The sequence below is a fragment of the Paenibacillus cymbidii genome, assembly GCF_004764705.1.
GTDB lineage: Bacteria > Bacillota > Bacilli > Paenibacillales > NBRC-103111 > Paenibacillus_AN > Paenibacillus_AN cymbidii.
In genome coordinates, this window is record NZ_SHLX01000045.1 from 1 (window position 1) to 22,230 (window position 22,230).

Annotated in this window: 22 protein-coding genes; 12 read left to right on the forward strand and 10 right to left on the reverse strand. The window is 59.3% G+C overall.

Going from position 1 to position 22,230, the window contains the following annotated elements:
- Nucleotides 1-424: 424 nt before the first annotated feature.
- From EXY20_RS35455 to EXY20_RS35485, 7 genes are all read left to right on the forward strand, one after another.
- Nucleotides 425-940 (forward strand): DinB family protein, encoded by a 516-nt coding sequence (locus tag EXY20_RS35455; protein WP_135557164.1) that lies wholly within the window; start codon nucleotides 425-427, stop codon nucleotides 938-940.
- Nucleotides 941-1,222: 282 nt separating this feature from the next.
- Nucleotides 1,223-2,353 carry a stalk domain-containing protein gene (locus tag EXY20_RS35460; protein ID WP_135557165.1) on the forward strand — a complete coding sequence of 377 codons (1,131 nt, stop codon included), beginning with the start codon at nucleotides 1,223-1,225 and terminating at the stop codon, nucleotides 2,351-2,353.
- Between the two features lie 140 nt (nucleotides 2,354-2,493).
- Complete coding sequence (locus tag EXY20_RS35465; protein WP_135557166.1) at nucleotides 2,494-3,333, forward strand: ABC transporter ATP-binding protein; 840 nt, start codon at nucleotides 2,494-2,496, stop codon at nucleotides 3,331-3,333.
- The gene (locus EXY20_RS35470) at nucleotides 3,266-4,021 is read left to right on the forward strand and encodes an ABC transporter permease (protein WP_135557167.1); all 756 of its coding nucleotides are present in this window, start codon (nucleotides 3,266-3,268) and stop codon (nucleotides 4,019-4,021) included. Before EXY20_RS35465 ends, EXY20_RS35470 begins: the two co-directional genes overlap by 68 nt.
- 33 nt (nucleotides 4,022-4,054) lie before the next feature.
- A complete protein-coding gene (locus EXY20_RS35475) occupies nucleotides 4,055-5,170 on the forward strand; it encodes an ABC transporter substrate-binding protein (RefSeq protein WP_135557168.1) in 1,116 nt (371 codons plus the stop codon).
- A gap of 696 nt (nucleotides 5,171-5,866) precedes the next feature.
- The gene (locus EXY20_RS35480) at nucleotides 5,867-6,133 is read left to right on the forward strand and encodes an AbrB/MazE/SpoVT family DNA-binding domain-containing protein (protein WP_235886355.1); all 267 of its coding nucleotides are present in this window, start codon (nucleotides 5,867-5,869) and stop codon (nucleotides 6,131-6,133) included.
- Nucleotides 6,130-6,465: a type II toxin-antitoxin system PemK/MazF family toxin gene (locus EXY20_RS35485; protein WP_135557170.1), complete on the forward strand. Its 336-nt coding sequence runs from the start codon at nucleotides 6,130-6,132 to the stop codon at nucleotides 6,463-6,465. Before EXY20_RS35480 ends, EXY20_RS35485 begins: the two co-directional genes overlap by 4 nt.
- 111 nt (nucleotides 6,466-6,576) lie before the next feature.
- Here the strand turns inward: EXY20_RS35485 and EXY20_RS35490 are convergent, their stop codons facing one another.
- The 3 genes from EXY20_RS35490 to EXY20_RS35500 all read right to left on the reverse strand — a co-directional run bounded on the left by EXY20_RS35490 (nucleotide 6,577) and on the right by EXY20_RS35500 (nucleotide 10,792).
- Complete coding sequence (locus tag EXY20_RS35490) at nucleotides 6,577-8,697, reverse strand: molybdopterin oxidoreductase family protein (protein WP_135557171.1); 2,121 nt, start codon at nucleotides 8,695-8,697, stop codon at nucleotides 6,577-6,579.
- A gap of 65 nt (nucleotides 8,698-8,762) precedes the next feature.
- On the reverse strand, nucleotides 8,763-9,992 hold the full coding sequence (locus tag EXY20_RS35495; protein WP_207671392.1) for a nitrate/nitrite transporter: 1,230 nt from the start codon (nucleotides 9,990-9,992) through the stop codon (nucleotides 8,763-8,765).
- A gap of 242 nt (nucleotides 9,993-10,234) precedes the next feature.
- Complete coding sequence (locus tag EXY20_RS35500) at nucleotides 10,235-10,792, reverse strand: ANTAR domain-containing response regulator (RefSeq protein WP_135557172.1); 558 nt, start codon at nucleotides 10,790-10,792, stop codon at nucleotides 10,235-10,237.
- Between the two features lie 293 nt (nucleotides 10,793-11,085).
- Here EXY20_RS35500 and nirB point away from each other — a divergent pair, with 293 nt between their 5' ends.
- Genes nirB through EXY20_RS35515 form a run of 3 tightly spaced genes read left to right on the forward strand, consistent with a single transcriptional unit; the run spans nucleotide 11,086 to nucleotide 14,794 of the window.
- Complete coding sequence (gene nirB, locus EXY20_RS35505) at nucleotides 11,086-13,560, forward strand: nitrite reductase large subunit NirB (protein WP_135557173.1); 2,475 nt, start codon at nucleotides 11,086-11,088, stop codon at nucleotides 13,558-13,560.
- Nucleotides 13,561-13,601: 41 nt separating this feature from the next.
- Nucleotides 13,602-13,946 (forward strand): nitrite reductase small subunit NirD, encoded by a 345-nt coding sequence (nirD, locus tag EXY20_RS35510; RefSeq protein ID WP_135557204.1) that lies wholly within the window; start codon nucleotides 13,602-13,604, stop codon nucleotides 13,944-13,946.
- 44 nt (nucleotides 13,947-13,990) lie between these two features.
- The gene (locus tag EXY20_RS35515; RefSeq protein ID WP_135557174.1) at nucleotides 13,991-14,794 is read left to right on the forward strand and encodes a uroporphyrinogen-III synthase; all 804 of its coding nucleotides are present in this window, start codon (nucleotides 13,991-13,993) and stop codon (nucleotides 14,792-14,794) included.
- Between the two features lie 34 nt (nucleotides 14,795-14,828).
- Here EXY20_RS35515 and bcp read toward each other — a convergent pair whose 3' ends face one another.
- The 6 genes from bcp to EXY20_RS35545 form a co-directional block, all read right to left on the reverse strand.
- The gene (gene bcp, locus EXY20_RS35520; RefSeq protein ID WP_135557175.1) at nucleotides 14,829-15,329 is read right to left on the reverse strand and encodes a thioredoxin-dependent thiol peroxidase; all 501 of its coding nucleotides are present in this window, start codon (nucleotides 15,327-15,329) and stop codon (nucleotides 14,829-14,831) included.
- A 40-nt stretch (nucleotides 15,330-15,369) separates the two neighbouring features.
- Nucleotides 15,370-15,753: a VOC family protein gene (locus EXY20_RS35525; RefSeq protein WP_135557176.1), complete on the reverse strand. Its 384-nt coding sequence runs from the start codon at nucleotides 15,751-15,753 to the stop codon at nucleotides 15,370-15,372.
- 104 nt (nucleotides 15,754-15,857) lie between these two features.
- Nucleotides 15,858-16,712: an AraC family transcriptional regulator gene (locus tag EXY20_RS35530; RefSeq protein ID WP_135557177.1), complete on the reverse strand. Its 855-nt coding sequence runs from the start codon at nucleotides 16,710-16,712 to the stop codon at nucleotides 15,858-15,860.
- 143 nt (nucleotides 16,713-16,855) lie between these two features.
- A complete protein-coding gene (locus tag EXY20_RS35535) occupies nucleotides 16,856-17,710 on the reverse strand; it encodes a sugar phosphate isomerase/epimerase family protein (protein WP_135557205.1) in 855 nt (284 codons plus the stop codon).
- 42 nt (nucleotides 17,711-17,752) lie between these two features.
- A complete protein-coding gene (locus EXY20_RS35540) occupies nucleotides 17,753-18,886 on the reverse strand; it encodes a Gfo/Idh/MocA family protein (protein WP_135557178.1) in 1,134 nt (377 codons plus the stop codon).
- Nucleotides 18,887-19,417: 531 nt separating this feature from the next.
- The gene (locus tag EXY20_RS35545) at nucleotides 19,418-19,885 is read right to left on the reverse strand and encodes a LysM peptidoglycan-binding domain-containing protein (protein WP_135557179.1); all 468 of its coding nucleotides are present in this window, start codon (nucleotides 19,883-19,885) and stop codon (nucleotides 19,418-19,420) included.
- 152 nt (nucleotides 19,886-20,037) lie between these two features.
- Here EXY20_RS35545 and EXY20_RS35550 point away from each other — a divergent pair, with 152 nt between their 5' ends.
- Together EXY20_RS35550 and EXY20_RS35555 are read left to right on the forward strand one after the other, a co-directional pair.
- Nucleotides 20,038-21,189, forward strand: a complete 1,152-nt coding sequence (locus EXY20_RS35550) for a DUF4062 domain-containing protein (RefSeq protein WP_167859753.1) — start codon at nucleotides 20,038-20,040, stop codon at nucleotides 21,187-21,189.
- Nucleotides 21,190-21,396, forward strand: a complete 207-nt coding sequence (locus EXY20_RS35555; RefSeq protein ID WP_135557181.1) for a hypothetical protein — start codon at nucleotides 21,190-21,192, stop codon at nucleotides 21,394-21,396.
- A gap of 41 nt (nucleotides 21,397-21,437) precedes the next feature.
- On the opposite strand, the gene EXY20_RS35560 is transcribed toward EXY20_RS35555, so the two are convergent.
- Complete coding sequence (locus EXY20_RS35560; RefSeq protein ID WP_135557182.1) at nucleotides 21,438-22,226, reverse strand: ABC transporter permease; 789 nt, start codon at nucleotides 22,224-22,226, stop codon at nucleotides 21,438-21,440.
- Between the last annotated feature and the right edge of the window lie 4 nt (nucleotides 22,227-22,230).

Sequence of the window (22,230 nt, forward strand, 5' to 3'; positions counted from 1 at the left end):
TTGATTACAATCGCACTCGCATCCATTCGTCAATTGGTTACCTCACCCCGCATTTATGCGAAAAAAGGTACTACGAGCAACAGCAGATCGCTTAAATTGTGTGTCTACTTTCTTGACAAAGGTACACCGCTCGCCGAAACGCCGCTGCAAGGCTGAAATCAGCCTTATTTCGCTAACCTTCCAAGCAATGCAAACTTGCTTTGGCCTTAACCTGAATACATTAATCGGTCCTCTCCCTTCCTTCTTCTCTCCTCGCTTCATGCGCCACCTTTTCCATCCACCGCCCCATCCATCAATCGGCACGCCGTCCCTCGCTCCGCCTCCCTTTACGATCCCTCCACGGCAGAAGACCAATCTGGACTTTATCGCCCGACAGCGGTACTATTTTTATAAGTACCTATTCCAGGCCAGGAGATGATGCGACATGCGCGTACGACCGGCAAAAGAAGATTACGCTTCCTACTTCGACAAGTACGTCAGCCTCGTTCCGGAAGGGAGCATCCAGGCGATTTTGACCGAACAGTTGGAGACGAACGCCGCCTTTCTTGCCGCTATACCGGAGGAACGCGCGCTGCACCGGTACGCGCCGGGCAAATGGAGCCTCAAGGAAGTGGTCGGCCATATCGCCGACACGGAGCGCGTGATGAGTTACCGGCTGCTGCGGATCGCGCGCGGCGACAAAACGCCGCTGCCGGGATTCGACGAGAACGAATTCGTCAAAGGAGCCGCTTTCGATTCGTATACGTTGGCGGAGCTGATCGAGGACTGGACGAACGTGCGCCGGGCGACGCTGACGCTGCTTCGCGGCTTGCCGGAGGATGCTTGGTCCCGAAGAGGCTACGTCAGCAACGGCGAAACGACGGCGCGGGCGCTCGCTTACATTACCGCGGGACATGAGCTGCATCACATCGGAGTTATCAAGGAACGGTATTTGAAGTAAGATTTGTTTGGCGGGTTTGCGCAGCTGCGCAACACCCGCTTTATTTTTTCCGACGCCTCCGCTCCTTGTCATCACTGTTTTGTGAGTTGCGACACACTTTATGCAAAACAGTTATTTTAGCCTAGTCCTTTCCCGGCCGTTTGCTTGCCGATCAAGCAACTGGAGGAACGAACAACGACATTCAGACTATTTACCGAAAATGCCCTGCCCGGGTACACTCAATATTGACGTTTCGACAATTTCAGCAAAAACGTCGGAGCATTCAACTCGGGAGGGACGACATTGAGGAAAGATTGGATCGTCGCATTGGCGCTCGTTCTGGCGTTCAGCTTTACGTTCGCCGGCACCGGGCTTGCCAAAAGCGACCATGACGGCAAAGAAAGCCCGCAAACGAACGCGCCTTCGCGCGGAAACGGCAACGGACAGCACGATGACGGGGGCCGCGGAAACGGGCAGGGCAACGGCGGGAACAAGGACAACGATCGCCGCTCCGGCAACGAGGGAGGAAAAAACAACGAAGACAACCGCGGCAAGCCGGAGACGAGAGGCGGCATATCGGTGACTGGCGATACATACGGCGCCCCGGTGAAAAGCGTGCCCTTCGGGCTGCTGAACGCATTCGGGCACGTGCAGGGCAAACACGCCTCCGACGTGATTGAAGGCAAGCTTCGCGAGCGGTACGGCATTACCGATCTTGTATACGGGCTGTATCTCAAGGGCAAAGGCCACGGGGTGACCGTTTACGTGTATGGCGTCACGGGAGGCGTTTACGGCAGCGTATACGCCTCCGGCGGCGCTGGCACGGTAACCGGAGATGTCTACGGCGAGACTCTCACCCGCGAGGAACTGCTCGCATACGCCGATGCGCTGCGGGACGCGCTGCGCAACTTGAAGCAATCCGCCGAGCTTGCGGACGAAGCGCTGGAGCAGCTCGCCGAGATTTACGAGGGCGAGGGCGCACTCGACCAGGCGATCGAAGCGCAGCAAGACGCGATCAAGGAAAACATCAGCAATCTGAAGCATTACAATAAGCTGGGCAAGCTGTTCGAAAAGAGCGGCGACCATGCTATCAAAGGGTATGTTAACGGCGAGCGGGTCGATTTTGAGGTGCAGCCCCTGATCCGGAACGGCTCCACGCTCGTCCCGTTCCGCGCCATTTCGGCGGCTCTACGCGCAACGGTAGATTGGAACGAAGCCGAACGCACCGTTACCGTCGCGAAGAACGGCGTCGTCATCAAGCTGGTCATCGGCAGCGACATCGCCACGATCAACGGCGAAGAAGTGAAGCTGGAGACGGCGGCGGCAATCGTTGACGGCAGCACGGTCGTCCCGGTTCGCTTCATCGGGGAAGCGTTCGATGCCGACGTTCAGTGGGACGAAGAAACGAAAAGTTTCATTGTCAACGAATCGTAATTAACGCTCCGGTATCCTTGGCAAGACTGAGTCCCTGATCGGGGACGCGGTCTTGTTTTTTGTATTGACATTTCATATAATTCCGATATTATTAGTCGGTATAAGATCAAGGTCGCAACCTTGCACAAGGAGCTATCGCCATGATTGAGCTGCACAATATCAGCAAATCGTTCCCGCAGCGAACCGGCGGACGTTACGTCGCCGTGGAGCAAATCGATTTGACGATCGGGAAAGGAGAGTTCGTTTCCTTGCTCGGCCCGTCGGGCTGCGGCAAGTCGACGCTGCTCAACCTGGTCGCCGGCCTCGAACGGCCCGACCAAGGCACGGCAACGATTCACGGCAAGCCGATCGTCAAACCGGGCGCCGATCGCGTCGTCGTGTTTCAGGAGCATGCGCTTTTCCCTTGGCTGACGGTGCAGGACAACGTGGCGTTCGGGCTGAAGCAGAAAGGCGTGCCCAAGAAGGAACGACTGGCGCTGGCAACCGAACACATCAAATCGGTGCATCTCGGCAAGTTCGCCGACCGTTATCCGCACGAGCTGTCCGGCGGCATGAAGCAGCGCGCTTCCATCGCCCGGGCGCTGGCCATGGATCCGGACGTTCTGCTGATGGACGAACCGTTTTCGGCGCTCGACGAGCAGACGCGGATGATTTTGCACAAGGATCTGGAAGACATCTGGATGCGCACCGGCAAAACCATTCTGTTCATCACCCACAACATTCGCGAGGCGGTACTGCTCTCGGACCGAGTCGTCGTGATGGCAACGCAGCCCGGACGGATCAAGCGGGAGTTCCCGATCCACTCGGCAAGGCCGCGTTTGCTCGGCGATTCGGTGCTGCACCGGGCGGAATCGAGCATTCTCGAAGAACTGGCCGAAGAGCTGGAAAAAGTGCTGAAGGAGGAGATGGGGGATGGCTACCGCCTTAAGAAGGACGCTTTTTATCGCGATCCTGCTGGTGGCGTGGGAGACGGGATATAACGTCTTCGACTGGGGCTGGAAGTTTCCTTCCGTCACGCAAACCGTGGAAGCGTTCCGCGACGGCTTCGTGCACGGCCAACTGTGGGACGCGATGCTCGGCAGCATGAGGCGGCTGCTCGTTTCCTTCGCCATTTCGGTTTCGTCCGGCATCGTGCTCGGCTTCCTGTTCGCCCGCTCGCGCCTGCTCGACGACACGTTCGGCTTCCTCGTCGTTGCGCTGCAAACAGTGCCCAGTATCGCCTGGCTCCCGTTTGCGATCATCTGGTTCGGGCTGAACGACACGTCCGTCATCTTCATCACGACGCTCGGCGCCGCCTGGACGATGGCGCTGGCCAGCCGCACCGGGATCATGAACATCCCGCCGATTTATTTGCGGGCGGCGCAGGTGATGGGCACCGGAAACGGCCTGCGGCTGTTCGCGCAGGTGATGGTGCCGGCGGCGCTGCCGCATCTGATCACTGGGCTGCGCGTCGCCTGGGCGTTCGCCTGGCGGGCGCTCGTCGCCGGCGAACTGATCGCCAAAGGCGCCGGGCTCGGCCAGCTGCTGCAGGACGGCCGCAACCTCGGCGACACGGCGCTGATGCTGTCGATCGTCATTATCATCGCCGTGCTCGGCACGCTGTCCGACCATTTCTGCTTCAAACGGCTGGAAGACGTCATTCTCGTGCGCTACGGCCTGAAGAAATAATTTTGCCATGACAAGAAAGAGGGGAATCCGCCCATGAAAAAAATCGGTCTTGTACTCGCCTTTATGCTCTCGTTAACGTTCGTGCTGGCCGCCTGCGGCAGCAAAAAAGATTCGAACGGCGCCGGATCGCCTTCGCCGTCCGCTTCCGCCGCTCCTTCGACAGCGGCAAGCTCGTCGCCTTCCGCATCGCCGTCTCCTTCTGCTTCTTCGGCGCCGGTGACGGTCAAGCTCGGCATTTTCAAAAACGTTACGCATGCCTCCGGCTACATCGCGCTCGAAAACAAGCTGTTCGAAAAATATTGGGGCCCGAACGTCAAGATCGAAGTGCAAGCGTTCGACAACGGCTCCGACTTCTCCACGGCGCTCGCAACGAACCAGATCGATCTCGGCTTCACCGGCCCGGGCCCGGCGACGAACCAGTTTCTGAAGAGCAAAAACTTCCGCGTCATCTCCGGCTCCAACAACGGCGGCGCCGTGTTGTCGGTGCGCAAGGATTCCGGCATCAAGTCGGTCAAGGACCTTGTCGGCAAAACCGTCGCCATCCCGACCAAGGGCAGCACGAACGAAATTTCGCTGCGCCTGCTGCTCCAGCAGGAAGGGTTGAAAGTAACGACCGACAGCTCCGGCGTGCAGTTGATCGCCATCGCCCCGGCCGACACGCTTGTCGCGTTCCGCCAGAAGCAGGTCGACGCCACGCTCATTCCCGAGCCGTGGGGCACGCAAATCGAGCAGGAAGGCATTGGTTCGACGCTCGTGCCGTGGGATAAAGTGCCGCCGAACAACGGCGACTATCCGCTCGTCATCCTGGCTGCCAGCGACAAGTTTTTGAAAGATCACCGCGATCTGGCCAAGGGCGCCGTCAAGGCAAATCTCGAAGCGATCGAATTCATCAACAAAAATCCGGACCAGGCGTACCCGCTGATCAATAACCAGCTAGCCAAGCTGAGCGGCAAAGGGCTTGACATCGCGCTGATCAAGGCGGCCATCTCGCACCTGAAGCTGACCGGCGACGTGAACAAAGCGGCGATCGAAGAGCTGGCCAAAGTGTCGATCGACGCCGGCTACATCAAGGACGTCAAGAAGGAAGAGCTCGACCTGAGCAAATTTCTCGACCTGAGCCTGCTGGACGAAGTCAAGGCGGGCAAATAGGAAGCTTGCGCAAAAATCTGCAAAAAGCATTCTGACGAGCCCCCCTTGAGTGGCCCGATTGATTGCTCGGCAATCAAATAGCCCATGAAAAATGGCCTATTTGCCCTCGATCGCCTGGCTCGACAGAAATAGCCTGTGAAAACACTGGTTATTTGACCCAGATCGCTTCAAAATAGGCATTTCAAGCGAAATAGCCAGTGAAATCACTGGCTATTTCGTATAGACGGCCCGTTTTTGGCGAAATAGGCAAGAAAATAAGGCCTATTTTGCAGGTAGTTAGTTGGCGGATGAGGGAATGGCGCGCATGAAGCAAAGTGTCTGATCCACGAGAGGCGATCCTCCCTCACAAGGCCAGCCTTACCCTGCATCGGCCCGGCCTCGCTGAGGCTTGGCAGTTGCCGGTCAAGCCAAATTGCCACGCGACATTGGGCATGCCCCGATGGCCGCGGGGCAAAAAAGCAGCCCCCTTCAGACTCCAAGCCCCAAAAGGACCGTCAGGGCGATCTTCCCTGACGGTTTTTCTTATGCATGTAAGCCCTGACAAGTACATAACGGTTGCACCCGGGAAGATCCGGATTCTATCAATAATTATGCGAGCAATGAATGGTACAGTGGCAAATTGTATATCTTGTAGATATACTTCTTCGAAGAGGTGAGCTATAATTGAGCCATCCAACTGGAAAGGACGTGATCCTCGTGACGACCGTAACCCTTAGCCGATGGGGGAACAGTTGCGCCGTCCGGATCCCCAATCAGTTTTTGAAGCGCATGAACTTGGAAGAAGGAAGCGAATTGGAAGCAGTGCTCACGCCGGATAACCATATCCTGCTGCGTCCGCTGCGTCCGCAAGGGGCGAATGAGGAGCTGCGAGAGCATCTTAACAGCCTGCTAGCGAAAATAAAGCCGGATTCTCCGCGCCATGAGGAAATCGATATGGGTATTGAAGGGGACGAGCTAATTTGAGCATTCCGGCACGCGGCGATCTTGTCTGGTTGGATTTCGATCCGCAAGCAGGACGGGAACAAGCGGGGCGCCGTCCCGCCATTGTTTTGTCCGAGTCTGCATTTAACGAATTGACGGGATTTGCAGTTGTATGTCCCATTACGAACCAAACGAAAGACTATGCTTTTGAAGTGCCGCTTCCGGAAGGCTTGCCGTTCACGGGAGTTATTTTGACCGATCAATTCAAAAGCCTGGATGTGCGCAAGCGAAACATAAAAGTGGCGGGTAACGTTCCCGTCGATTCGGACTGCCTGAAAGCCGTTTTGCGAAACGTCCGCTCCATTCTCGCTTGAACGGCCGATTCGGCCTTGCTTCGCCCTCGCTCCGCTCTCACGCCCCGCCTTCCTCGCCCCTGCGCTTCTCCTCGCCCCCGCCTCGCTACGCCTTTCTCACTGGCTCCACCCTCACTCCGCCGCTTCGCGTTCCACGCGCACCGCGCAAACCTTGAACTCCGGCATCCGGCTCACCGGATGCAGCGCGTCGTTCGTGAGCGCGTTGACGCTCTGCTCGCCGCCCCAATGGAACGGCACGAACACGGTCGTCGGATGGATGTCCGCCGACAGCTTCACATCGAACACCAGCGAGCCGCGCCGCGTCGTCAGCCGGACCCGGTCGCCGTGGCGCAGCCGGATGCGCTCCGCCACCGACGGATGCAGCTCGGCCACGGGCACCGGTGCCTTCTTCAGCAGGCCCTCCGTTCGCCGCGTCTGGGCGCCGCTCAAATAATGATTGCCGAGCCGGCCGGTCGTCAGGATGTACGGGTAATCCCTGTCCGTCGTTTCCGCCGGCTTCTGCGGCACGATGCCGTGCAGCCGCGCCCGCCCGTCCGGGTGCTCGAACCGGCCATCCGCAAACATCCGCGGCGTGCCGGGATGGCCCTCGGCCGGACACGGCCAGAACAAGCCTTGCCGCTCCTTGATCCGTGCATACGTCATGCCGCCGTAGTCGGCTTTGCCGCCTGCGGAGGCGCGCGCCAACTCGGCGAACACGTCCTCCGGCGAGTCGAAGCGGAAGTAGCGCCCCCTCCCCAGCTTCTCGGCAAGCCGGCCGATCAAGCGAAAATCTTCCATCGTTTCGCCCGGCGACGGCAGCGCCTTTTCGCGATGGAACACGCGGCCTTCGAGGTTGGTCAGCGTGCCCTCCGCCTCCAGAAATGACGATCCCGGCAGCAGCCAGTGAGCGTAAGCCGCCGTTTCGGTGGCGAACATGTCGACGACGACGAGCAGCTCCAGCTTCGCCAGCGCTTCCGCCACGCGGGCGCTGTTCGGACTGGAAACAAGCGGATTCGAGCCGAGCACAAGCATCGCCTTGATCTTGCCGTCGTGAATTTTGCCGAACAGCTCGTAGGCGGACACGCCTTTGCCTGGCAACTCGTCCGGATCGATCCCCCAGACGCCGGCGACGTGGCGGCGGGCTTCCGGATCTTCGATCAACCGATAGCCGGGCAGCTGGTCGGCCTTCTGCCCGTGCTCGCGCCCGCCCTGCCCGTTAGCCTGCCCGGTGACGGCGCCGAAGCCGCAGCCGGGTTTGCCCATTTTGCCGGTCAAGAGGCACAGGTTGATGTAGTTCAGCGTATGCTCGACGCCGTTCACCTGCTGCTCCAGCCCGCGCGCGGTCAGCACGATGCCCGTTTCGGCGCGGGCGAAGCCGGCCGCGATCGTGCGAATGACCTCGACCGGGATGCCGGTGTAGAGCGAAACCCGGTCCGGCGGGAACGGCGCTATCGCGTCGCGCAGCTCGGCAAGTCCGTTCGTATGGGCGGCGACATACGCCTGGTCATACAAACCGCCGTGCACAATATGATGGAGCAATCCGTTCACGAACACGGAATCGAAGCCGGGCTGCAGGCTCACATGGATGTCGGCAAGCTTCGCCGTCATCGTTTGGCGCGGGTCGATCGTGACGACGATGGCGCCGTTTTTTTTCGCCGCGAGGATGTACGGCACCATGGTCGGCTGGCATTCGGCGATATTCGTGCCCGCCAGAATGATGTACTTGGCCAGCGGAATGTCGTCAAGCGGCAGGCTCATCCCGCGATCTACGCCGAAGGCGCGCATTTGCGCCGCAGCCGCCGACGACATGCAGTAGCGGCCGTTGTAGTCAATATACCGGGAGCGCAGCGCAACCCGGGCGAATTTGCCGAGCAAATAGCACACTTCGTTCGTCAGCGAACCGCCGCCGAAGACGGACACCGCATCGCGGCCGTATCGCTCCTGAATCGACAACATACGCGCGGCGATATCGTCCAGCGCCTCCTCCCAGCCGGCGCGGCTCCACGCTTCGCCGGGACCGGCCGCTTGTTGGCGGCGCATCGGCGCCAGCACTCGTTCGGGATGCACGGCATGCGCCATGGCGTGCATGCCTTTCTGGCACAACCTTCCCGTTGCGACGGGGAAGTGCGGGCTCGCCTTGACAGTCGGCGCCGCATCCGGCGCGCTGCGCACAAGCTCGATGCCGCATTGCATGCTGCAGTAGCAACAGTGGGTGTGAGGCCGGTTCGGTTCGGCAGCTTGCATGGCGACCATGTCTATCCCTCCATCCGGGAAAAATCAACCTCGGTGTACGCAATTTCGACGGTATCCGGCTTGGCTTACGAAGCCGCCGGCTGTTCGGCGCGCGCTTTGCCGCCGCCGGCGATCCACGACCGTTTCCACGAGCGTTGGAACACGGCGATGAGCGCGATGCACAGCAAGGCCACACCGCTGAAGATGAGGAACCCCGGCGTATACGAGCCGGTCGACAGCTTCAGGCTGCCGAGCAGCTTCGGCAGGAAATAACCGCCGAGCCCGCCGGCTGCGCCAACGATGCCGGTGACCATGCCGATTTCCTTGCGAAACCGCTGCGGCACAAGCTGGAACACGGAGCCGTTGCCCATGCCGAGCGCCATCATGCCGACGAACAACAGCCCGGTCATCGGCCCAAGCGACGGCAGCGACGAAACCGCCGCCATCATGATCGCCACGATGCCGTACAGCATCGTCAGCATGCGCACGCCGCCGATGCGGTCGGCCAGCCAGCCGCCGATCGGCCGGAAGAAGCTGCCGGCGATGACGCAGATCGTCGTAAAGTCGGCGGCGCGCACCGGAGACAAGCCGTATTGCGTATTGAAGAAAATTGTCAAATAATTGGACATGCCGACAAAACCGCCGAACGTCACGCCGTACAGGATGCAGAACAGCCATGTATCGCGCTGCGCCAGCACCGCCCCGTAGTCGCTAAGCTTGCGCGGCGACGGCTGGTCCGGGCTGTCTTTGGCGAGAAAAGTAAACAGCAGGAACACGATGACGATCGGAATCAGCGCCAGACCGAACACAAGCTCCCACGAGCCGAAATGCTGGGCAATGCGGTTGGCGAACAGCGTCGTGAACACCGTGCCGCTGTTGCCCGCGCCGGCGATGCCCATGGCGAGCCCCTGGTATTGCGGCGGATACCAGCGGCTGGCCAGCGGCAAGGCGGCGGCGAACGATGCGCCGGCGATGCCGAGCAGCAGCGCGACGCAATAAAGCTCGTTCAGCGAATCGACAAATTGCCAGCCCCAGACGAGCGGCACCATCGTCAGCAGCATGCCGAGCTGGCCGGTGCGTTTTGGCCCGATCACGTCGGTCAAATAGCCGAGCACTAGCCGCAGCACGGAGCCGCCGAGCACCGGCAGCGCCACGAGGTTCGCTTTTTGCGCCGCGTCCATCGGGTAGTCGCTCATAATGACGACGGCCAGCGGGCCGAGCAGCACCCAGATCATGAAGCTGGTGTCAAAATACAAAAACGCGCTGAGCAGCGAAGGCGTATGCCCGCTTTTCAAAAAACCGTCCCGATTCACCATGCCGGTAACGCCCCTCTCGAAATGTGGATGATTCGCACAGCAGAAAACAGAAAAAGCCGCACCGCAGTCATCAGACTGCCATACGGCTTCGTTGCCAACGGCGGCACGACGGTGTGCGCGCCCGTTATCGTCGATTCACGTCATTGTGAACTTAGTTTGGATTATATGCGAGCCCCGGAGATGATGTCAATATAGTTCACATTCATTTTCAGAAAAATTTTCTGGAGGCCGGCTGTACGCTTTTACCCGTGGATCAATTGGTACACTTTGACGATCGAAGCGGCGATATCGCCGATCCGCTTGCGTTCCTTCATCGCCTGTTTGCGCAAAAACTCGTACGCCTCCGCCTCGGAAATGCCTTTCACTTCGCACAGGACGGCTTTCGCCTGGTCGATCCATTTGCGCTCCTCGATGCGCTGCAGCAGCTGCTCGCGTTCCTCGGCCCATCGTTTGCGCAACTGGAACGTGCGTATGCCCCACTTCAGCGCGAACTGCATCTCGACAGTGCCGAGCGTGGCGAACAGCACGCCGTCGAGCGTATAGCCCCAGTCCATCTCCTTCGGCGAAGCGGTTTCGGAGCAGAACCAAAATACCGGCAGCTTGCGCATGCCGGCGATCGTTTCCTGCCATTCGCTCGCCCTGGCGGCGGGCACGTGAAGCACAACCGCCTCGACCGATTCGAGCCGCTCTTTGACTTCCGTCTCCGACTTGACCCGAATCAGCTGCCGGCAATGGTGCTGCAGGCTGTGCAGCGAAACGAGGCGAGCCGCGTCTTCGACGATCATGACCGCTTTCAGCATCGGACCGACCTCCTCCCATCCGTTCGAACGGCTTTTTATGTGTTATAAAATATAACATAATCCTCTGACACTGTACACGGATCCATGCAATTATTTTGCACTCAGCCTGTTTCGGCGTCAACTATATTGACACAATTTCACCCGCCATTTATACTGATGGCATGCAAAGACGAAAGCCGGCACAACGGCGTGCCGCAAGAACGAGGCAATGAAGCCTATCCTGTTTGTCATGGCGAACGAGCCATGTGACGGGGTAGGCTTTTTCATTTCAGCATCACGAAGGAGAAGAAGCGATGAACCGAAAACTTGTGATGATCGGCAACGGCATGGCCGGCGTATCGTTCGTCGAGCAGCTGCTGAAGCTTAGTCCCCACCGCTACGATATCACGATCATCGGCGCCGAGCCGCACCCCAACTACAACCGGATTATGCTGTCGTCGGTGCTGGCCGGGGATGCGGGCATGCAGGACATCGTGCTTAACGATTGGGACTGGTACCGCGACAACAACATCACCCTCCATGCCGGCCATACGGCAACGGCCATCGACACGGCCAAACGGATCGTTACGACCGATCAGGGCATCAAAGCGGACTACGACGAGCTTGTGCTGGCAACGGGCTCGCTTCCATTTATGCTGCCGCTGCCCGGCGCCGACAAGGAAGGCGTCATCGCTTTCCGCGATATCAAGGACTGCGAAACGATGATCGAAACGGCCAAATCGTACCGCAAAGCGGTTGTCATCGGCGGCGGGCTGCTCGGCATCGAAGCGGCGCGCGGCCTGCTCAACCTGAACATGGAAGTCGGCGTCGTGCACATTTACTCTCATTTGATGGAGCGCCAGCTCGATCGGACCGCGGCGATCATGCTGCAGGCCGAGCTCGAACGGCAAGGGATGCGGTTCCTGCTGGAAAAACAATCGGACTCGATATTCGGCCGCAAGCGGGTCGGCGGCCTGCGCTTCAAGGACGGCACGCACGTCGAAGCCGATCTGATCGTGATGGCCGTCGGCATCCGGCCGAATGTGCAGCTGGCCAAGGCGAACGGCATCGAAGTAAACCGCGGCATCGTCGTCGACGACCACTTGCAGACGTCGGTTCCTGGCATTTATGCCGTCGGCGAATGCGCCGAGCACCGCGGCACCGTGTACGGCCTGGTCGCCCCGCTGTACGAGCAGGGCGCGGTGCTGGCGAAGCGGCTTGCCGCCGTCGACTCGCCGGGCTACCAGGGGTCGGTCGTATCGACGAAGCTGAAGGTGTCGGGGGTCAACGTTTTCTCGGCCGGCCGGTTTGCCGACGAGCCGGGCACCCGGTCGGTTCGCGTACAGGACGAATTCGACGGCGTGTACAAAAAAGTGGTGTTCCAGGACGGCAAGCCGGTCGGCGCCGTATTGTTCGGCGATACGTCGGACAGCGCGAAGCTGTTCGCGGCCATTCGCGGGGGCCAGGACTATTCCGGACGCGAAAAAGAGCTGCTGTTCGGCCCGGGCGGCGGCAGCGGCAGCGGCAACGGCGGCCAGCCGGTCAGCGAAGCGGAGCGGGTAGCGGCGATGAGCGGCGACGAAATCATCTGCGGCTGCAACGGCGTCGCCAAAGATACGATCGTGGAGGCGATCACGGACAAAGGCTGCGTCACGCTGCGCGAAATCAAAGCTTGCACGAAGGCGTCCGGGGGCTGCGGCGGCTGCAAGCCGCTCGTCGAGTCGATTCTTGAGGCGACGCTTGGCGCCGGCAACGTAACGAAGGTAAAGGAAGGCATTTGCGGCTGTACGACGCTGTCCCGCGACGAAGTGGTCGACGCGATCAAACGGATGAAGCTGACGACGACCAAAGAAGTGATGCACGTGCTCGAGTGGAGCCATCCGGAAGGCTGCTCCAAATGCCGGCCGGCGCTTAACTACTACCTCGGCATGTTGTTCCCCGAGGAGCACGAGGACGAACAGGAATCCCGGTTCGTCAACGAACGCAACCATGCCAACATCCAGAAGGACGGCACCTTTTCGGTCGTGCCGCGCATTTACGGCGGCGTGACGACGCCCGAGGATTTGAAGAAGATCGCCATCGTCGCGGAGAAGTACAACGTGCCGCTGGTGAAAATTACCGGCGGCCAGCGAATCGATTTGCTCGGCGTGAAGAAAGAAGATTTGCCCGGCATGTGGAAGGAGCTCGACATGCCTTCCGGTTATGCGTACGGCAAGGCGCTGCGCACGGTCAAGACGTGCGTCGGCTCGACGTTCTGCCGGTTCGGCACGCAGGATGCGATCAAGATGGGCATCGACATGGAGAAGCGGTTCGAGCGGCTGAACACGCCGCACAAGGTGAAGCTTGCCGTCTCCGGCTGCCCGCGCAACTGCGCGGAGGCGACGATCAAGGATTTTGGCGTCGTGGCGATCGACGGCGGTTGGGAGCTGTATGCCGCAGGCAACGGCGGCACGCGCGTGCGCGCGGCCGATTTGATCGCAAAGGTGAAAACCGAAGAAGAAGTGCTGGAGTGGACCGGCGCCTACTTGCAATATTACCGCGAAACGGCGAATTACGCCGAACGGACGAGCGAATGGGTGCAGCGGGTCGGCCTGGATACGGTCAAACGGGCGCTGGAAAACAAAGCCGACCGCGACGCGCTGAACGCGCGCATCGACAAGACGCTGGAGCTGACGCAGGATCCGTGGAAGCAAATTATCGAAAACGAAGATTTGAGCAAAGCGTTCGACGCGCTGACGGCCAAGGCGGACCCGGAAGCCGCAGCCGCCGGCGAAACGCAAGGGGCGTAAGCGGCCGGCGGAGCCTTGCATTCAGGAGAGGAGAAATGAACATGATCGATGTTGTGGTGGGCCACATTTCCGAGTTCCCCGCGCGCCGGGGACGCGTGTTCCGGATGGGCGAGCTGGAGCTGGCGCTGTTCCGGCTGTCGGACGGCGAAGTGAAAGCCGTGGAAAACCGCTGCCCGCACAAGCACGGCAAGCTGTCCGAAGGCATCGTCTGCGACCGTCACGTCTACTGCCCGCTGCACGACTGGCGGATCGACCTGGCGGACGGTCTCGTGCAGGCGCCGGACGACGGCTGCGTGGCAACTTATCCGGTGACCGTCGATGCATCCGGTAACGTCATGCTGTCGCTGGCGGCGCCGCCGGGCAGTCCGGACGCCAAGGTGTCTTAGTTTGGGCGGAACCCGTTCGCTCATCGCATAAGGAGGCGAAGCTCATGACCCGCCTGGAAGGCAAAATCATTGCCGTCACCGGCCCGCGCAAAGCCGACGACCTCGGCCGGATGATCGGCAAATTCGGCGGCACCGCGCTGATGCGCCCGGCGCAAGGCGTCGCCTATCTCGACGATACGTCGATCGAGCGGCAGCTGTGCTCGCTGATCGAGCGGCCGGCCGACTGGATCGTGCTGACGACCGGCGCCGGGGCAGACGCGCTGATGCAGGCGGCGGCCAAATTCGGGCTGGCCGACCCGTTCCTTGGCGCGCTGCGCCGCATGAACATCGCCGCGCGCGGCTACAAAACGGCCAATGCGCTGCGCACGTTTGGCCTCTCGCCGGCCGCCCGCGACGACGACGGCACAACCGCCGGCTTGCTGCGCGCGCTTGCGCCGCACGAGCTGCGCGGGGCGCGGGTTGCGCTGCAGCTGTACGGCGATCCGGCGCCGCGCCTGACCGGCACGCTGGCGGCGCGCGGCGCGTTGTGCGAGGAGCTGCTGCCGTACCGGCACATTCCGCCGGAGGACGACGTCACTCACGCACTGATCGACGAGATCGTTTCGGCGGCCGTCGATGCCGTCGCTTTCACCAGCACGATCCAGGTGCGGTACGTCATGGGCAGCGCCGCCCGGTTCGGCAAGCTGGAGGCGGTGCAAGCCGCCTTCGCGGAGCGCGTGCTGGCCGTCGCCGTCGGCAAGGTAACGGCGGAGTCGCTGCGCGAGGAAGGCGTGGTGCGCGTGCTGTTTCCCGAGGAGGAGCGCATGGGCAGCATGGTCGTGGCGATGGGCAAATATTTCGCGCCATAAAATAAGCCATTTTTCATGGGCTATTTTTCCATTTTCACTCCGCTTGCCCGCCGTCCTGCTTCGGCAGTTCTTTCGCCGCCGCCAGAACGGCGTCGGTGTGCCCTTTGACGCGCGTCACTTTCCACTCCCGCACCAGGATGCCCGCCTCGTCGACGAGGAACGTCGTCCGCACGACGCCCATATACTCGCGGCCGTACAGCTTCTTCAGCTGCCAGACGCCGTACAGCTCGCACACCTTGCGCTCCTCGTCGGCCAGCAGCAGGTAAGGCAGCTCGTACTGGGCGATAAACTTTTTGTGCGACGCCACGTCGTCGGGGCTGATGCCGAGCACCACAACCCCCGCCCGCTTCAGCTTGCCGTACACGTCGCGAAAATCGCACGCCTCCTGCGTACACGTCGGCGTCATGTCCTGCGGGTAGAAGAACAGCGCCACCTTTTTCCCGCGCAGCCCGCTCAGGCTCACCTTCCGCCCGTTCGAGGCGGGCAGCGTAAAATCGGGCGCCGGTTCGCCAACTTTTGGCCATTGCTCCGTCATGTCTGTGTCCTTTCCGTTTCTCCAAAATATCCGCTGCGTTCTACGAATCGTACGCCGAATCGAATTCGATCACGTTACGATCCGGGTCCTGGATGTAAATTTGCGCAAATCCGGCCACGCTGTTCGGCCTGGCGTCATAAGCCACGCCCGCCTGCTCCAGCCGGGCGATCGTATCGCGGTAGCTGCTCACCCATACGGCAAAATGGCCGTCGGTCGAGTCGATGCCGCCTTCGCGCAGCGTTTCGCCGTCCGGCTGCTGGATCAGGTGCAGCTGCTGGCCGCCGATCGCGTACCAGATGCCGGTCGACTTGAACGGCGGCCGCTCGATTTCCGGCAAGCCCAGCACATCGGTATAAAACGTTCTCGCCGTCTGCAGATCGCGCACCGCAATGCTGACATGGTGGATGCGTTCGAATGAAATCATGTTGATGTCCTCCCGGGTTCCCTTATGATTGAAACGCTACTTCCCATCATATACGAGAGCTTTCCCTTTAAGCAATCGCCGTTCGTTCGGAACTGTCGCGTGCGTCACCTGCCCCGGATCGCCCGACGGTACGATTGCGGCGTTTCGCCGGTATGCGATTTGAACATGCGGCAGAAATGCGCCAAATGCTTGAAGCCGGTTTCCAGACTCACATCGGTCACGCTCCGGCGCGGATCGCGCTGGAACAAGGTGCGGGCCTGGTTGATGCGGCGCCGGTACAAATAATCGAAGATCGTCATGCCCGTCACGTCCTTGAACAGCTTGGCCAAATACGATTTGCTGAAGTGAAGCTCCGCCTCCAGCTCCCCGAGATGAATGTCGCACGAATAGTGGGCTTCTATAAAGTCAAGGACGCGCTGCACGATTTGCTCCTTGTCCGGGGAGCCTTCCTGATGGTCGTCGCCAACGGTGATCCGGGAGCACTTCTCGAACAAAATCGCCAGCAAATCGATAAACGCCAGCTGCATGCGAAATACGCCGGCCGGGCTCTGTTTGGCGCTGTGCTCGTTCATGCCCGCCAGCAGCCGTTCGACCTCTTCTTTGTCGGCGCCGCTCAAGCTGATGCGATAGTTGCGCAGCTCGCGAAACGGCTGCAGCAGGTCGACGGCGTTCGGCACGGACAGAAACGGGCTGAGCAGCGCCGGTTCAAAATGCACGATCGACCGGGCGTACGGCACCGACGGATCGGCGTTGGCGCCGTGCAGCGTCATGCCGTACATCAGAATCAAGTCGCCGGGCGCCAGGATGTAAATTTTGTCCCCGATCAGATAGCTGCATTTGCCCGCGTGAAAATAATACACTTCATACAACGAATGCGTGTGATAAAAAGGGACGTTCGGCTTCGTCGTGCAGTAGTCGAAGCTGATCGCGCTCTTGCGGGGGCCGACGGCCGGCTGCATGGTGGCCACTCCTTCGGACGGCTTTTCCACAGTGTACCCGATCGTATGCGGGGAAAACAACCCGAACGGCCGCCCGTTTCACGGCAATCGTGCAAGAAGGGCTGCCCGGCCTCATGCCCGAGTCAGCCCTTCTTGACGGACGGTTACGCCGTCCATTCCCGGAAATAAGCAGCGAAGCTTTGCAGCATCGCCGGCGAATCGGCGTGCTCCTTGCTGAAGTCTTCCACTCCCAGGTATCCGTCATAACCGACGGCCAGCAAATCTTCCATCACTTGCCGCCACGGCACCATGCCGCGGTTCACGCCCGACCACTCGCCCTTCCATACGACACTGCCGTCCGCCTCGGCGCCGTCTGTCCGCCAGCCGGCGTTTTTGACGTGCACATGGGCCAAATACGGGCCGAGCAGCTCCATGCCCATCCGGTAGTTTTCGAAGCCTTCGTGCACCATGTTGCCCGGATCGTAGAGCACGCCGATGTGATCCGGATCGAAACCTTCGCAGAGCCGGTACGCTGCCGAAGCGCTGGCCGAAATCGTGACATGATGCGTTTCGATCAGCCCTTTGATGCCGTATTGCCCGCACAATGCGCTCGCTTCGCGCAAGTATCGGCGTCCCAGTTCGAACAACTCGCCGAACGTCGTGCTGCGGTCATAACGCGGCACGCCAAGCCGGATGAACCGCGCGTTCATCCGGGCGGCCGCTTGCAGCACCTGCTCGGTCGCCTCCAGATCGCCGGCGCGCAAATACGGCGTAACGCTGACGTTCGCCAGCCCGTTCGCTTCCGCCGCCGCCTTGAACCGGTCGACTTCGGCCATGCCGGCGGAAGGTGCGATCGTGCAGCGGTTGTTGCCCCAGAAGGACGGCTCCTGCGATGCGGCATCTGCCGGAAGTTCGGTATACCGCCATTCGATGCCGTGCAGACCGGCTGCTTTGGCTGTCGCCGCGAGCTGCTCGGGCGCAAGCTCGGGAGTGGCTACGGTAAATACGGAAAGCTTTATCGTCATGGTCAAGTCTCCTTATTGGCGTTCGATTTTGTCGGTTCACAAGCCCGCAGCCGGTTTGGCCGATTGTTCGATGCGCTGCTGCAGATGGTCGAGGAACTTCTCCTCGTCAAGCGGCAGGTCGACCCAATCGTCCGTCCATGCGGACAGCAGCATCGCATTGGACAAGGTCAACCCGCGGATCCCCTCTTCCCCGCGAGCGACGAGCTCTTGTTCGCCGCGAATCGCGCTCACCCAGTTGCGCGTAATCGCGGCATGGGAACCGGCCCCGCTGCCGCCGGTCGGCACTTCGCAGCGCCAGCATTCCGGGCTGCCGAAGCCGCCGCGATACGTCCGGTTGAATTCCGTTTCGGAAACGGTCAGCCGCCAGAACGACAGCTTGCCGTCTTCGATGACGATTTTGCCGCGGTCGCCGGTCACTTCGAACCGGTTCGTTCCCGGCGCTTCGCACGTGGAGGTAACGAACAATCCAGTGGCGCCGTTGGCGTACTCGGCATAAGCCGTCACTTCGTTCTCCACCTCGATGCGGCGGTGTTTGCCGAACGCGCAAAAAGCGCGCAGCCGCGCAGGCATCATGCCGGTCGTCCATTGCCACAAGTCGAGCTGGTGCGGCGCCTGGTTAATCAGCACGCCTCCGCCTTCTCCCGCCCAAGTCGCTCGCCAGCCGCCGGAATCGTAGTAGCTTTGCGGCCGGTACCAGTTCGTAATGATCCAGTTCATTCGCCGCACTTCGCCGAGCTCGCCGGAAGCGATCAATTCGCGCAGCTTGACGTACACCGGATTGGTGCGCTGGTTGTACATGATGCCGAACACGAGCCCGCTGGCGGCGGCCGCCTCGTTCATCTCCCGCACGTGTTTCGTATGCACGCCGGCAGGCTTCTCCAGCAGCACGTGCAGGCCGGCTTGAAACGCCGCCGTCGCCTGCTCCGGGTGCAGAAAGTGCGGCGTGCAAATCATCGCCGCATCGATGCCGCCGGAGCCGATCATGTCCTCGAACCGCTCAAACGTTTGCACGCTGCCGCCTGCTGCGATACGCGCCCACTCGAGCCGGTCCCGGCTGAAATCGGAAACGGCCGCCAACTCCGCCCCCGGGACTTGGCCTGCAATCAAATACTTCGCATGTTCGGCACCCATGTTGCCAAGTCCCACAATGCCGATCCTGACCGTTGCCATCTCCATAACCTCCCGATTTTGCAAGGGAATCGCCCGTTGATCTCCGCTTTATTGTACCATGGCCGGCAGGGGCGGCACTTGATCGACAAACGTTAATTTGGCGACGGATTTGACTGTGGTTGTTCAATTGTGGGCAACAGCGTCAACGGCCCCTTAATGCACCTCCGTGACGCAAAAATAGCCAATGAAAAATGGTTTATTCGCTCCATTTCACCGGTTCCACCCGAAATAGCCAGTGAAAACACTGGCTATTCCCGCCCAACCGCCGTAAAATTGCCCTTTCCAGCGAAATAACCAGCGATTTCACTGGCTATTTTGCCGCGGCCGGCCATTATTGATCGAATAGGCCATAAAATATGGCCTATTTCCAAATGTCCCCGCCTGAGCGGGAGTTGCGTGGGATGACGGGCAGCGGCGCTTCTGTCGCAGCGGCCCATTTTCGGAGCGTTGTGCCTATATGTATGTAAATCAGAAAAAACGGCGTCCCGTTCCATCGCCATGCAATGGATCGAAACGCCGCTTGATGCTTCCCTACACGTAGGATTGCGGTTGGTACGGATAGTTGTCATACGGATAATTGGGGTACGGATACGGGTATGGATAGTACGGGTACTGCTGGTACGGATAATACGGGTACACGTTGATCGGGACCGGGAAAGGGATAAAGTGCCCGTGATCGAAGTGCCCGTGATCGAACGGTCCGTGTCCCGGCCCGCCAATCCCACCGGGCCCGTGTCCCGGCCCGCCGATCCCACCGGGCCCGTGTCCCGGTCCGCCGGTTCCGCCCGGCCCGTGCCCTACAGGACGCTCCGCCTGCCATAATGCCGCGCCGCTGTCCTGCCGGAACTCCCCGGCAGCCGGAATGAACAGCTGCCGGCCGACGAAGATCGGCTCGCCGCCGCGCAGCCCGTTTGCTTGCAGAATCGCGTCAACCGTCGTACCGAACCGAACCGCGAGCGTTTCGAACGTATCGTTTGCCGCGAATGCATAAGTAATCATCCTAAACGCCTCCACATCGAAATCAAGCCTGATCGATGCAGTATATGCGCCTACTGGGCGATGTGCTCATTGAGGCGCCCACATTTTTAGTAGATTTTTGGAATATCCTTAGTATAATTGGGTGAGAGGGTATCAAGGAAGAGGTGTCTATTTTGCCCAAGACCAAAATCTTTTTAAGCTCGGCATCGCAACCGTCCTTTTCTCATACGAGAAATACCAGTTTCGAGAAACTGCGGTTGCTCGGTCACGATCCGTTGATGTTTGAGCGCAATTTTGGGGCATGGCATAATGGGGAAGATTCCATATCCCGGTGTATTCGGATGGTTTCCGAATGCGATATTTTTATTTTGTTCATCGGAGAAAGAGCGGGTTCAATCACGTCATACGGGCGATCCGTCACCCACCTTGAGTTTGAACAAGCGTTGGCCGAAGGAAAACCCGTTCTGGTTTTTGTGGAGCCGGATATAAAAGCCGAATACCTTGGCAATATGAAATACGTCATTGACGACTATATAGCAACGAGCAGATCGGGTGGATCGGGAAAACCGGCTTCCAATGAAATCGTGCGTTTTATCGCAACCAATAAACCGAGGATAAGCCCCTCGCAACAACACGTAGACGATTACGTCTGGTATTTTCTCCATGAAATAATGGCGGAAGAAAAAATCTTTGTCGAAAATCTGTTGCCCGGCGTTCAAATCGACTGGGAAACCTTGCTCAGCGACATGCTGCGAGACGGGGTGGAGATGCTAAGAAACAAAAAGGATATCGTAAGAACACTAGTGCAAACGAAAGAGCTTCAACATTACAAAAAAAGCATGTCGCATATTATTCCTTTCCTGCGGGTAGGGTCTGAGTCGGATCTCCCCCATTTGCTGGCAGCGTTTAAAAACTCCGCCCTGGGGAATACGATCGTCAACGATTTTGGCTATGTGCAGCGGAAAATCGGCGTCATTGGCGACTGTTCCGCGGTGACCCTCTATAAACAGGAGCAAAACAAAATGATGTTTATCGCGGCTTCGGGTGAGGTTACGGCAAAAAGCTACAACATGGATGACGATACCTCTTTTGTCGTTCTTACTCAGAAATCGGGAAATGACAATATCTCCTTCCGAGAAGACAACAACAGCCTTTATGTTTGCCTCAAAGGAAACGATTTTGTTGTGACGTTCCACTTCCCATGCGGAGAAGAGTGGAATTCCGAAATGTATTTGGACTATCGTAGCCACGTAGAAAGTGGTATAATGCTTAAAAATGGCGTGTTTTTCAATACTGTCGTTTCGATTTTGGAAGGGGTGATCTAAGTGGCAAAAAAAGTGTTCGTTTCGATCAATGGAGACATTACCGAGGTCGTGAAAGGCAAACATTACCCGAAAAACGCCTTGATTTTTGCTCCCATTGAAAAGTCGCCAATAGATTACAGCAAACAAAAGGATATCGCTTATGAAGAAGCTTCCAACTCCCTTGAGCAAATGATGAAAAAGATCGATAAACGAACCGCACATGCTTAGAACAAACCCGCCAACTCCCGTTGGCGGGTTTTCTTATTCGTTCACGATCCCGCCCCGCGATACCGCAGCACGCCATGCCGCCACACCGTCATGCCGATCGCGAAAAACACAACGCCGACGACCGGCGTCAGCAGGGCCATGCCGGTCCAGCCCGCCGGATCGAGGAAATACGCGGCCGGATAGAAGCCGACGAAAGCAAACGGCAGGATCCAGGTAAGCAGCAGCTTGATCAGCTTGTTGTACACGTTGATCGGGTTGCGGCCGTAGTTTTGCAAATTCCAGACCAGCGGCAATATGCCCGTCGGCGCATCGATAAAAAACGACACCGCAATCAGCGCCACATACACGCCGGCATAGATCAGCACCGCCCCCAGCACCAGCAGCGCGAACACGAACGGGTCGTACCACGCAAGCGCAATGTCCGTTTGCGGCCAGGCGGCGCCCATGACGATCAGGCCGACGAGCGAACCGGCAAGCGAAGCCGGGTCCATATTTTCCAGCACCAGCTGCAGCAGGTTGTAGGCCGGCCGCGTCAGGATGCGGTCCATCTCGCCTTTGACGATATACCGTTCGCTGAAGCCCCACAGGTTGAAGAAGCAGCCGAAGATGCCGTACGGCACCATGAAGAAGCCGAAAATAAACAGCACCTCCGCCCCCGTCCAGCCGCCAAGCAGGTTCGTATGCTGGAAAACGACGAGGATGAAGAACAGGTTGACTCCCTGAAACAGCAAGTCCGACAAGATTTCCACCCAGAAATCGGAGCGGTATGTCAGCCGCGTCTTCATATAATTTTTGAAGTAGTCGACGAATAAAGATAAATAGAACCGCATGCCG